The sequence below is a fragment of the Pseudomonas sp. GW821-FHT07F01 genome (assembly GCF_059418825.1).
Window position 1 is genome coordinate 77735 of sequence record NZ_JBWKQO010000006.1, and the last position, 11425, is coordinate 89159.

Consider the following 11425-nt stretch of genomic DNA (forward strand, 5'->3'; position numbering starts at 1 on the left):
ATAAAGCTTGGTTTTTCTGATTTACCAGTCTTCGGGTCATAGAACGATAGTGGCGCATCCTTTTGATGCCTACTCCAATATACCAATTCCACAGCATGCCAAGGAGTAGCTGAATTAAAAAGGGATATTAATATGGGTAGCCAAGCATCTGTAGATGTAAATCTGTCTCGGCCTTGTAGTCCAAAAGATATAGTAATGGCACTCCTTGACTCTGGGTGGAGTTTTGAGTTTGAAGGGGATGTTCTATTTTTGTTGTCGTCAGATGTTGACAGTTATGATTGGCAGAAAAAGTCTGCTGAGCATTTCAACTTAAAGGAGTTTCTCGACTCTCACTCGCCATTTGGGAAGATTGGCATTGCTATGGTTTTCGATGGTAGGTTTGGAGGTGAGTTCTTAATTCGACAGGATTGTATATCGTTGTCTATTTCAATAAATAGAGTTTGTCTTTTTGGAGTTGTTCCGGATTTTACTGAGTATATTTTTAGGCTTAATAAAGTTATGGTTGATTTTGCTTTTTCTGATGTTGAGTGTAAATGTATTTCTTGATTGTTATTTGGTGCAGAGATAATTGGGTTTGTAGTTTTTTCTTGCGGATGGGAAGAGAGATTTCGACTTTGAGAAGGTCGAAAGTGACAGATTTGATATTCATGTTTTCGACTAGTTCTGAGGAAGACTTGCGTGCGCGAGTCAATGACGGATAGTGGTGTCGTAACTAGTTCGATTTTTTACTATAGAATACCTCAGGTATTTAGTTGTGCTTTTCTGACGGATGGTTTTGAGCGAGAGCTAATAGGGAAGATAGGTGGCGATTCAGATATTATAGGTATTGAGTATAGTGATTCGTTGGATGAGCTTATGACATCACTCATGCCATTTGACTCAAGCATAGCCAAGAAATCACTCACGCCCCCCCCCCCCTTGGGCCTGTGTTGACGGCGAAGTTATTAACTTTCCATTTTCCCTTGTTCGATCTTGATTATGTATAGAACTTTTTGTGAAAGATTAATTGAAGGTGGAGTGAGAGGTTTTATTCTATAGAAAATGAGTATTTCTATAGGATTAAAAAGACAATTTTTTAGGTGGCGTGAATATATATTTGTTTCGGGGGCTCAGTAATTCTAGTTTTATTGTTGCGAGAGCTCGCTGCTGAGTATTGTTTTTTAAGTGCTATCACACCTAATTTTAAGTGGGGTCGATCAGATGCGCGTTTCCGCTTTCTGAGTCGCTGAGTCGAAAGACTTAGGGACTTCACTTACTTAACTGAAGCTCCCGAGGTTGTGAACTATATCAATGGATACAGTTGAGTACTCCCGCTCCTGCGGAAGCAGCCTGCTGGCTCCTTCCAAGTCTCCTTCCTGAATGAGTCGGTGAATCGAATGCGCCAGTGGCGTGATATCGGTCATCCGTTTGATCCACTGATTTACATACAACTGCACGGCCTCCTTGCTCAGGCCAATCTGAATGGCCCGATGTTCCTGTGGCCGCAAGTACAGATCCCGTTCCGGGTCCCACTGAATCCGCACCGGCGACTGGTCTTTCAACTTCAACCACTCTTCCTTGCTCATGGACTCGTCGACATGGCTCAGGCAGCCGTTGGCCAGGGCCCATTCGAAGCCTTCGCGGCTGATGTCGATGGCCAGGATGCGGGTCTGTCCGGCGTCCTTAAAACCCCAGCCGGCGCGGTACATCATCCAGAGGAAGGACGGCTTTATCCAGGTCATGCGCTCCATCTTGAAGGGTGGGGAGACGAAGGTGCCGTGGGCCAGGGCGGCGTCGGCGATGTTGTCGGAGTAGGCCTGGTAGACGCGGATGGTGTCGGCGTCGTAGAGCGCGCGGATCTGGCGCTCGGGGATTTCTGTTGCGGGTTTATGCATGGCATTTCCTTATGAAGAATGGGCGGCCGGGAAGCCGCCCTGGGGTGTTTAGAGTTCGGCCTGCGGTTGCAGGCGCCGTGATGTCACATCCAGCAGATCACAGCCATCGCGCAGCAGGATGCTGCACACCAGGGTCAGTTCCTGCAGTAGCACCGGTTCGCTGCGTAGGGTCTCGGCGGCGAAGTTCTCCAGCAGTTGGGTCGCGGCGCGGATGCGAAAGGCTGCGGCGTCGTGCAACACATCGATGGGCGCCTGGGTGTCGATCAGCAGGGAAGGAATCAGGCAGTCGTGGCCGGTTAGGGATATATAACGGTTCATTAGTACACCTCGCTTAATGGATCGATGTACTCGTTACTCCGGTCGCCAAACCAGGTCGCCATATGGGCGACGGCCGGACTATAAGCCGCGGGCTTGCGAGGGTGCAAGGCAAGTGTGGTGGCGTCTTTTCCGAGAGCGTTGTAGGGCTTTTTCCGTACACATCCATCCCGCTTGCGACTGTATTTCCAGGTGTTTAGCCAGGGCGCTTTTGGCGAACGGTCGGCTAGCATGTATGTACATTTGTAAATACGGAATTGCTCATGTACGTTGCATGGGACGAGGCCAAGAACCACGCCAACATGCTCAAGCACGGCATCGATTTCAACGATGCGGTGCTGATGTTCCAGCGCCCGGTGCTGTCCTTGCGCGATGAGCGCCTGGACTACGGCGAGGAGCGCTGGGCCAGCCTCGGTTGGATCAGGGCCCTGGTGGGCGTGGTGGTCCATACCGAGCGGCGAGGCCAAGCGATGCGCATTATCTCGGCGCGAAAAGCCACTAAGCGGGAGGCTAAATATTATGTCCAACGGATCGAAAACTGATTGGGATCGCCTGGCGAAAACCGATGACCAGGGCATCGATACTTCTGATATCCCCGAGCTGGATGACGATTTCTTTCGCCGCGCCGAGGTGCACCTGCCGGGCAAGAAGGCCGTGACCATTCGCCTGGACGCCGATGTGCTGGAGTGGTTCAAGGGCCAGGGCGCGGGTTACCAGACGCGGATCAACCAATTGCTGCGCCAGTACATGCAGGCCCACCGGGACTGAGGCCTGTGCATCATTTCAGGAGGCGGGCGGATGGCCCGCCGCTCTTTCCGGCCGGCTGTGGAGGGTGGTCGCCATTGCGATTCCTGTCTGAAATATTCATTTACAACTACCCCCGTCCTCAAGCTCAATCTGCTCCCTTGCCTGGTGCGAAGGAGTGCGCTCTTTCGTGCAGGCTATAGTCTTGTGCTCACCCTGACCTCATCCGCAAATAAGGTGCTTTCGTATGTCTCGCTTTGCCTCCCGCAATACTTGGCTGGCCGTTGGTGCCGCGTTGCTGTGCCTGCACTTGCCCGTGCAGGCCCAGGAGCGTTTTACCCTGAACATTCCCGGGGTTTCGGATGACCGGCTGTTCACCACGGGCAATGCCAGCGATGCCAAGGGCTGTGGCGGGCACAATAATTCCCCGGCCTTGAACTGGACTGCCGGCCCGACCGGGACCTTGAGCTACGCCATCGTCATGCACGACCCGGACGGGGCCAAGGGCCAGGGCGTGGATCACTGGGTGCACTACGGCATCAAGCCCACCACCCGGCAGATTCCCGCCGGTGCCGGCAACAAGCCGAACCTGGAAGGGCTGGCCGGCCTCAACAGCCGCAACGGTACTTCCTATATGGGCCCGTGCCCGCCGGTGGGTGACAGCGCGCACCACTACATCATCCAGATCTACGCCCTGGACCTGCCGCCGGAAGCTCTGCCCGCCGGGCTGACCCGCGCCCAACTGCTGGAAAAGATCAACGGTCACGTACTGCGCAACAGCAGTGTGGTGCGCCGCTATTCCCGCTGAGTGAAATTTTTTTCGAAGGCTTAACCCGAATCGCCCAGGGGCTTCGTCTGAAGGGGGGAATGGATCATTTCTTTCCGAGGTCAGCCCCATGTCCCTTCCCGTGCATTTCCTTCGTCCGGCCGCCCAGGGTTTTGCCGCCGGCTTGTTGCTGGCAGTTGCCGGCTGTGGTGTGTCGTCCAAGCCCGAATCCGCTGCCGGCTCGTCAACCCAGGGAGCATTGCAGGCTGCGCCTCAAGCGCAGTACGAGGTGCAGCATGCCGATGCCACGATGGCCAAGCGCGCAGTGCATCCCATGAGGTTGTCAGCGCCGATGCCGGCGCCCGTTAGCTCACGGGATTCGCTGGTGGCCGGTTACCGCGACGAGCCCCGGGAGCAGTACCAGAAACTGCCGGACAACCCGATCCACAGCGTCGCCGAAGCACCGGTCTCGACCTTCAGCGCCGACGTCGATACGGGTGCCTATGCCAACGTCCGCCGCTTGCTCAACCAGGGCAGCCTGCCGCCGGAGGGCGCGGTGCGCCTGGAGGAACTGGTCAACTACTTCCCCTACGATTACGCCCTGCCCACGGACGGCTCGCCCTTTGGCGTGACCACCGAGCTGGCGCCGTCGCCGTGGAATCCCCATACCCGCCTGCTGCGCATCGGCATCAAGGCATCGGATCGCGCGGTGGCGGAGCTGGCCCCGGCCAACCTGGTGTTCCTGGTGGATGTCTCCGGCTCCATGGATCGCCGTGAAGGCCTGCCCCTGGTGAAAAGCACCCTCAAGCTGCTGGTGGATCAACTGCGGGACCAGGATCGGGTGTCGCTGGTGGTCTACGCCGGTGAATCACGGGTGGTGCTGGAGCCCACGTCCGGTCGTGACAAGGCGAAGATCCGCACTGCCATCGACCAGCTCACCGCGGGTGGTTCCACGGCGGGCGCCTCGGGTATCCAGCTGGCCTACCAGATGGCCCAGCAGGGTTTTATCGACCAGGGCATCAACCGCATCCTGCTGGCCACCGACGGCGACTTCAACGTCGGCGTCAGCGACTTCGACAGCCTCAAGGCCATGGCCGCCGAGAAGCGCAAGAGTGGTGTCTCCCTGACCACCCTGGGGTTCGGTGTGGATAACTACAACGAGCACCTGATGGAGCAACTGGCCGATGCCGGTGACGGCAACTACGCCTACATCGACAACCTGCGCGAAGCGCGCAAGGTGCTGGTGGACCAGCTCAGCTCGACCCTGGCGGTGGTGGCCAAGGACGTGAAGCTGCAAGTGGAGTTCAACCCGGCCCAGGTCAGCGAATACCGCCTGCTGGGTTATGAGAACCGTGCACTCAAGCGAGAAGACTTCAGCAACGACAAGGTCGACGCCGGGGAAATCGGTGCAGGGCATACGGTTACCGCGTTGTATGAAATTGTCCCGGCTGGCGAGAAGGGTTGGCTGGAGCCGCTGCGTTATGCCCAGGCCAAGGCGCCGCAACAGAGTGGCAAGCAGGGCGAACTGGCCATGCTGCGGCTGCGCTACAAGGCGCCGGAAGGCGGCAGCAGCCGCCTGATCGAACGGCCCATCAGTGCCCAGCAGCCGGGCAGCCTGGCGGCGGCCAGCCCCGACCTGCGCTTCGCCGCAGCCGTGGCGGCGTTCTCCCAGCAGCTCAAGGACGGCCGCTACACCGGCAACTTCAGCCTGGCCGACACGGTCAAGCTGGCCCAGGGCGCCAAGGGTGCCGACCCTTACGGCCTGCGAGGCGAGTTCGTACAGCTGGTGGAGCTGGCGCAAAGCCTGCAAACTCAGGCGCCGAAAGCCCAGGCGGCGCAGCCCGTGGACTTGAGCCAAGTGCAGAGCCGCCTTGAGTAGACCTCAGACCCGCAGTGAACAGGAGTTCAACCGCCCTATGTCTGCTGCCCAATCCACCAGCGACGCCAGCAGCGATGAAACGCTGCTGGCGCGTTACCGTGCCGGAGACCCCGCGGCCTTCGAGGTGCTTTACCAGCGCCATCGCCAGGGCTTGTATCGCTTTGTGCTGAGCCTGTGCGGCAAGGCCGAGCTGGCGGATGAGGTCTACCAGGAAACCTGGCTCAGCCTGATCCGCAGCACCAGCCAGCCCCAGGGCCGGGCCAGCTTTCGTACCTGGCTGTACCAGATTGCCCGCAACCGCTTGATCGACCACTGGCGCAAGCACGGCCAGCGCAACCCGTTGCACGACAGCTATGACGAACAACTGCACGGTGAAGCCGACCAAGCCCCCGGCCCCGAACAGCAACTGAGCCTGTGCCGCGACCAGCAGCGTATCGAAGCCGCCCTGCAGGACCTGCCCGAAGACCAGCGCGAGGTGTTCTTGCTGCGGGCCCACGGCGACCTGGAACTGCCAGAAATCGCCAGCCTGACCCAGGCTCCCCTGGAAACGGTGAAAAGCCGTTTCCGCTATGCGTTGAAAAAATTGCGTCGGCTCCTGGCCGAGGAGGTACTCACATGACTGACGCCCGACAGACCCCAACCCCCGAAGAGCAGATGCTCGCGCATATCCGCCAACACAGCACCCAGGAACCACCGGCCCATCTGGATGCCCTGATCCTGGCCACTGCGCGCCGCGAAGCCCCGGCGCCCAAGCCCGGCCTCTGGCAACGCTGGATGCGCGCCTGCCAGCGGCCGCGCTATCAACTGGCCTTTGCCAGCCTGTTTGGCGTGGCGCTGGTCATCGGTTTGCTGCGGCCTTCCCCGGAGCACTATCCACAAGAGCAGGCCTTTGTCCCTGCGCCCGCTCCAGCCCCAGCTGCGCCCATGGCACGCCAGGCGGCGCCACCTGCCGCCGAGCTGGCCGGGGCCTTGAGCGTCCCTGAGCCGGCTGCCCCTTCGCCCATCGCTCCGGCGGCCCCTGTCGGCAGTTTTGCCGCGGCGCCGGAGATGGAAGCGTCCGCTGATGCAGCGCCACCTGCGATGGCCAAGCCCAGGGCCGAGTCGAGCAAGCTGGCCAAGCGCATGTCGGCGCCGGCCGCGCCCCGGGCGATCAAGCGATTGAATGAGCAACTGCAGACAGTGCTGCGTCTATGGGACGAGGGCCAGAACCGCGCGGCGGCCGAGCTGCTGCTCCAGCTGCAGGAAACTTATCCACAGGAGGATCTGGACGCGCGCCTGCAAGCCTTGCGTCGTCAATAAGGTGCGGGGGTTGGCTGTCGCAGCGGAAAACGCGCACTATCTGCCCAGTTTCCAGAAAGTGAGAGGCCGGTCATGGCACCCCGCATCGACCGTATTGCTGCAATGTTGAACTGCCCGATCAAGGGCGCGGAGCTGCGCCAGGCCATCAAGGAAAGCCGCAAGGACTTTGGCCTTGAAGAGGGCGAGGACCTCGATCAGCAGGCCGACGACGAAGACGATCAGGCGGCCCCGCACTCCGACGCCGTCGAGGAGGAGTGATCCGGCAGCCCCAGCGCTCAGGCGTAGGGGGTGGCGGGCAACTCGATGAACTCGGCGCAGGCACCGTCCGCGGTCATGCGCCGGGCCCGTTCCGGCAGCAGCCGGGCGTGGTTTTCCACTTGCCAGCGATACCAGCTCAGGCGCTGCACGATGCGCCGCCGGCAGGGCTCCGGCAATTGCCCCAGCAGATCGACACTCTCGGGCGCCCAGCGGGCTCGGGTCGAGTAGTAGCAGAACAGGTTTTCCCGCAGGCCGAAACAGTCCTCAATGCTTTCCTCGACGCTGTACGCGTAGCGCTCGAAGCTGGCACTCAGTTGCTGTGCGCCGTCGGCATTGTCCCGCAAGTAGGCGAAGATCCCCGGCCAATTGATGCAGTACAGGTGCTCGTCCCAATCGCCGTCCCGGGTCAGGTACTGGCCCTGGCCGCGAAAGAACTGCAGCACTTCCTCGCGCTCCAGAGCCACTTCAAAGTTGCTTTTCATCGGGTGTTCCCTTGACGTCGGCGATGCTCACAGATAACGCCACGCATTCGATCACGCAATCGAAGCCGATTTCCAGGCGCAGGTGATAACCGGGGTCCAGGCGAGTGAGCTGGGTGCGCATGCGCCCGTCGAAGCGCGTGCCGCTGACCGCCAGTTCGCTGATGCCCTGGACCTTGAGCACGAAACTGCAGTGGGTCGCCGCCTCGATCACCGGCCAGCTGGCAGGCACAGACAAGCGCGGCAGTTCACCGCTCAGGTGCAGGCTCAGTTGCTCGCCCTGGAACTGCGGGCCCTGGGTCTCCAGGTCATAGGGCGTGGCGGTCACATCGAACTCGGCCCGCCAGGCTTCAGGGTTGTCGATGCCGAACAGCCAATCCCCGCCGAAACGCTCACGGTGCGGGATTGCCCGGCACTCTGCCAGCGAAGGCAATTGCGCGCGGACCAGGTCTTCCTGCCAGCGCTCCCGTGCCGCGTTCAGCAGGCGCTGGAAAAGGTCCCGGCTGTTGTCGATCACCCCTGGCCAGTTGCTGGGCCACTGATCGTATTCGTAGTCGTCCTCGATGGGCTCCCAGATCTGTTCGAAGTCGTAGTCCGGGTCATCCAGGGCCGCTTGCAGCACCTCCACCAGCCGCTGTCGATGCCGGAAATTTTCCCGGGAACCGTGGCGCATCAGGCCGTAGTGGCGGACCAGGTATTCGCGGTCGTCCGGGTCATTGGGGTTGTAGCGGTTCAGTTCGGCATCCAGGGCCGGGGGCATGTCATAGCCCATGAACCAGGTGACCCAGTCGCGTATCTGGGGCTCGAAGGGTTGATTGTGCAGGGGATGGCGCAGCATCGGGACCTCCTGTCCGGGGGCGGCGAATGTAGCAAGTTGCGCTTCGCCAGGACAGCCCAGGGCCGTCATGTGTGCGGGGTGCCGTTCGGGCATTGCGCCGTTTTGCATCGCGGATCAACAAAAAAGCCCCAGGCCGTAAGACCTGGGGCTTTTTCGCTGAAGATGGCGCACTCGGCGGGATTCGAACCCACGACCCCTGCCTTCGGAGGGCAGTACTCTATCCAGCTGAGCTACGAGTGCAGTGCGGGCGACATCATACCTATGTCGACTCGGGGCGTCCACGCCGGTTTTCATCGGCTGGTGCTTGTCCGTCGCAACCCCCGGAAACCCGGGCCGTAGTGGCAGTTTTTCCTGCTGAAGCTTCCTCGTACCTGCGCGCAACCTGCAGCCAGAACCGTGCAATCACGGGGCACAGGGAGGTGCAGGAGATGAACTGTTCCATGCCGGGCGGCCTGCAAGCGGGCCTGCCGGACCAACTGTTCGAAGCCAGCTGGAGGGCGGTATTGCCCGGTTTGCAGCGCCGCGCCCGGCAGTTGGCGCGGGGCAACGCCGATGGTGCCCAAGAGTGGCTGGCGGCCACGGCGATCAAGGCGCTGCTGTTCTTTCGTCGCTCGCCGGAGCGGATTCGCGACCCCCAGGGCTTTCTGTTCCTGGTCCTCGATCATGTGTTTGTCGACAGCTGCCGCCGGCAGGCCCGGGAGCAGCGCCTGTTTGTGGATTTCGCCGGGCTCGAGGATGACCCGCTGCAGCAGCTGGAGGCCCCGCAGATGTCGGTGCTCGACCAGGTGGAATTGCTGGAAACCCTGGCCCTGCTCAGTCGACGGGTGGCGCAACTGCCGCCGAAGAAGCGCCGCCTCTTTGAACTAAAGTTTGTCGACGACCTGCCCTATCCCCACATCGCCGCCGAGCTGGGCATGAACCAGCCCTTGGCGCGCAAGTATGTGCAGCTGTTGCGGGCGCAGTTGCGTTGATGCGGCCTGAGGTTTCACAGCCGGCTCGCTCGGGCGTTCCTGTTCAGTGAGCCTGTTTTCGATGCTGTAGCCGGTGCCGCCGCCTTCTGCGGTGGGCCATTCCATCTAAGGAGAGATGTATGCCCGATCCAATGGTCAACTCGCAGATCACCGATGCCGTCACCCAGACCAACGTCAAGGTCGTGGCCGAGGCTCCGGCCCAGGCCATCGCCTCGCTGTACCAGGTGGCCAGCCACTCGGCCGGCCTGTCGCTGCAGAACGCGGTCAACAGCCAGCAGGCGCTCAACCAGATCTCCAATGCGGTGGTGTCCAAGGCCGTGGCGCTGATCATGGCGATTGGCGAGTAGGGCTGACCGCCCGGGAGAATCGTCATGGCCTGGTTCAAGAAGAAAACCCCACCCGCAGCCGCGGCCGATGAAAGCGCCGGCGCGGCGGCCGACCCTGGTGCCGCTGCAGTAGCCGCCGAGCCTGAGGCACCCTCGGCGATGGCCGGTGACGCCGCCTCGACAGCCAGCGCGCCGGCGCCCGATCCTGCGCCATCGCCCGCAGGCCCGGCGCAGCCCTCGATGATGCAGACGATGAACGCGCACCTGCTCAAGCAGGCCGGCACGCCCAGCAGCGACAGCACCGATGCCCTGAACAGCCAGATTGTCCAGGCGGTGCAGTTCAGCAATGCCCAGACCTTCAGCTATGCCCCGGCGCAGATCGCAGCAGCGCCGGACATGATGATCAGCCAGGCCGCCGGCCTGGTGGCGCAGTCGGCGGCGGGGTATTTCGACGGGGTCAGCAAGCTGGCCCTGGCGGCCCAGGCGGTGCTGCTCAAGCAGATGACCGAGAACATCGTCAAAGAGAACGTCAAGGGGGCTGCCGAGGATGCCCTGGGCGCGTTGGTCACCGATCTGCTGGTGGGCGCGGCGGCTGCGGTGGCGGCGGCTGCCGGAGCCATGGAGGCCGACGCGGCCGGCGTGGCCATCGACAAGATCGACCAGAGCATCGCCAAGTACAGCAGCACCCTGGCCAATCGCACACCGTCCTCCTGAGCAAGCGCCCCGGGCGCGCCAGGTGCCCGGGGCCTGCACGGCCAGGAGCATGACCGCGACACAGGCTTTCCCCCTGGCGTTGAAGTTCGACGGACCCGGTGCCCAGCCCTTCAACGTCATTCATTGAGTAAGGAGCATGCAATGGCGAATGAAGAGCAGACCCCGATGGCGACGATATTCGGCTTTGCCGAGAAGTATCTGAAACGCCCGTTGACCCAGGTCGAGCGCCAGGTACTGGAGGCATTTGCCCAGGACAAGCCGCTGGACATGTCCAGGGCCGCGCAACAGAGCGTCGATCAGGCGCGGCAGCGGGCCACGGAGCTGATGCAGTCCGATGGGCTGCGCACCCGGCAGATCATCGATCAACTGGCCGGTTCCGCCGCCGCGGGCAAGGCCGATCCCCAGGCGCGGGAGCTGGTGCTGCGCCAATTGCTGGCGGCCGCCGAGTCCGAGGAGCCGCTGTCGGTATCGCCCCCCGGGGCCGGCCTGGTGACGACCGCCGCCGCTGCAGCCGCCGCGGCGGCGCTGGCGCCGGCACTGTCCCCGGCCAGCTTCCCGGCGGACGATCCGCAGCTCAAGGCAATGATCAGCGCCCTGGTCCAGCAGGAGGTGAAAGCCGCGGTCGAGGCGCGGATGGCCGGGCTGTCGCAGAAAGTCGAAGACACCCTCAAGCAACTGACCGCCGGCAGTGGGCAATAAGGGCCCCCTGAAATAACCGCAAGGCCGTTCAAGCCCCGCTTCACAGCATCAGGGCTGCCACGTTCACTCAATGACACGGAATGCTCCGTGTGCCTAACAAAGGAAGTTGAGCCATGCCACTTGTAAACGAACAAATCACCGATGCCGTCACCCAGACCAACGTCAAGGTCGTCGCTGAAGCGCCGGCCATGGCGATGGGCACCATCTACCAATCCATGGCCCAGGCCACCGCGATCCTGTTCCAGAACTCGGTCTCGGCGCAG

At 61.4% G+C, this 11425-nt stretch carries 16 protein-coding genes, 1 tRNA gene and 1 pseudogene; 13 read left to right on the top strand and 5 right to left on the bottom strand.

Annotation, left to right across the window (positions count from 1 at the left end; genetic code table 11):
• The first annotated feature begins 132 nt into the window (after nt 1-132).
• The gene (locus tag AC07R1_RS22155) at nt 133-546 is read left to right on the top strand and encodes a hypothetical protein (RefSeq protein ID WP_495110945.1); all 414 of its coding nucleotides are present in this window, start codon (nt 133-135) and stop codon (nt 544-546) included.
• A 710-nt stretch (nt 547-1256) separates the two neighbouring features.
• Here AC07R1_RS22155 and AC07R1_RS22160 read toward each other — a convergent pair.
• Both AC07R1_RS22160 and AC07R1_RS22165 read right to left on the bottom strand, forming a co-directional pair.
• Complete coding sequence (locus AC07R1_RS22160; protein ID WP_495110946.1) at nt 1257-1874, bottom strand: DUF4291 domain-containing protein; 618 nt, start codon at nt 1872-1874, stop codon at nt 1257-1259.
• A gap of 48 nt (nt 1875-1922) precedes the next feature.
• Entirely contained in the window at nt 1923-2192 is a 270-nt protein-coding gene (locus tag AC07R1_RS22165; protein ID WP_053148398.1) for a hypothetical protein, read from the bottom strand.
• A 260-nt stretch (nt 2193-2452) separates the two neighbouring features.
• On the opposite strand from AC07R1_RS22165, the gene AC07R1_RS22170 reads away from it, so the two are divergent.
• The 7 genes from AC07R1_RS22170 (at nt 2453) to AC07R1_RS22200 (ending at nt 7135) form a co-directional block, all read left to right on the top strand.
• Complete coding sequence (locus AC07R1_RS22170; protein WP_495110947.1) at nt 2453-2731, top strand: BrnT family toxin; 279 nt, start codon at nt 2453-2455, stop codon at nt 2729-2731.
• The gene (locus AC07R1_RS22175; RefSeq protein WP_011058552.1) at nt 2709-2957 is read left to right on the top strand and encodes a BrnA antitoxin family protein; all 249 of its coding nucleotides are present in this window, start codon (nt 2709-2711) and stop codon (nt 2955-2957) included. Before AC07R1_RS22170 ends, AC07R1_RS22175 begins: the two co-directional genes overlap by 23 nt.
• 223 nt (nt 2958-3180) lie before the next feature.
• Complete coding sequence (locus tag AC07R1_RS22180) at nt 3181-3741, top strand: YbhB/YbcL family Raf kinase inhibitor-like protein (protein WP_011058553.1); 561 nt, start codon at nt 3181-3183, stop codon at nt 3739-3741.
• An 88-nt stretch (nt 3742-3829) separates the two neighbouring features.
• Complete coding sequence (locus tag AC07R1_RS22185; RefSeq protein ID WP_123473136.1) at nt 3830-5578, top strand: vWA domain-containing protein; 1749 nt, start codon at nt 3830-3832, stop codon at nt 5576-5578.
• Between the two features lie 37 nt (nt 5579-5615).
• On the top strand, nt 5616-6197 hold the full coding sequence (locus AC07R1_RS22190; RefSeq protein WP_011058554.1) for an RNA polymerase sigma factor: 582 nt from the start codon (nt 5616-5618) through the stop codon (nt 6195-6197).
• A complete protein-coding gene (locus tag AC07R1_RS22195) occupies nt 6194-6877 on the top strand; it encodes a hypothetical protein (RefSeq protein WP_495110948.1) in 684 nt (227 codons plus the stop codon). Before AC07R1_RS22190 ends, AC07R1_RS22195 begins: the two co-directional genes overlap by 4 nt.
• Nucleotides 6878-6949: 72 nt before the next feature.
• Entirely contained in the window at nt 6950-7135 is a 186-nt protein-coding gene (locus AC07R1_RS22200) for a hypothetical protein (RefSeq protein WP_011058556.1), read from the top strand.
• Nucleotides 7136-7152: 17 nt separating this feature from the next.
• Here AC07R1_RS22200 and AC07R1_RS22205 read toward each other — a convergent pair whose 3' ends face one another.
• From AC07R1_RS22205 to AC07R1_RS22215, 3 genes are all read right to left on the bottom strand, one after another.
• Entirely contained in the window at nt 7153-7617 is a 465-nt protein-coding gene (locus AC07R1_RS22205; RefSeq protein ID WP_011058557.1) for a hypothetical protein, read from the bottom strand.
• A complete protein-coding gene (locus AC07R1_RS22210) occupies nt 7601-8452 on the bottom strand; it encodes a hypothetical protein (protein WP_011058558.1) in 852 nt (283 codons plus the stop codon). Before AC07R1_RS22210 ends, AC07R1_RS22205 begins: the two co-directional genes overlap by 17 nt.
• Nucleotides 8453-8615: 163 nt before the next feature.
• A tRNA-Arg gene (locus AC07R1_RS22215) sits at nt 8616-8692 on the bottom strand.
• A gap of 188 nt (nt 8693-8880) precedes the next feature.
• On the opposite strand from AC07R1_RS22215, the gene AC07R1_RS22220 reads away from it, so the two are divergent.
• The 5 genes and pseudogenes from AC07R1_RS22220 to AC07R1_RS22240 all read left to right on the top strand — a co-directional run.
• Nucleotides 8881-9423 carry an RNA polymerase sigma factor gene (locus AC07R1_RS22220; RefSeq protein WP_072443737.1) on the top strand — a complete coding sequence of 181 codons (543 nt, stop codon included), beginning with the start codon at nt 8881-8883 and terminating at the stop codon, nt 9421-9423.
• Between the two features lie 119 nt (nt 9424-9542).
• Nucleotides 9543-9770 (top strand): RebB family R body protein, encoded by a 228-nt coding sequence (locus AC07R1_RS22225; RefSeq protein ID WP_011058560.1) that lies wholly within the window; start codon nt 9543-9545, stop codon nt 9768-9770.
• Between the two features lie 24 nt (nt 9771-9794).
• On the top strand, nt 9795-10463 hold the full coding sequence (locus tag AC07R1_RS22230) for a hypothetical protein (RefSeq protein ID WP_011058561.1): 669 nt from the start codon (nt 9795-9797) through the stop codon (nt 10461-10463).
• Nucleotides 10464-10604: 141 nt separating this feature from the next.
• On the top strand, nt 10605-11162 hold the full coding sequence (locus tag AC07R1_RS22235; RefSeq protein ID WP_041115110.1) for a hypothetical protein: 558 nt from the start codon (nt 10605-10607) through the stop codon (nt 11160-11162).
• Nucleotides 11163-11356: 194 nt separating this feature from the next.
• Nucleotides 11357-11425, top strand: a pseudogene (locus tag AC07R1_RS22240) (RebB family R body protein); the annotation flags it as partial.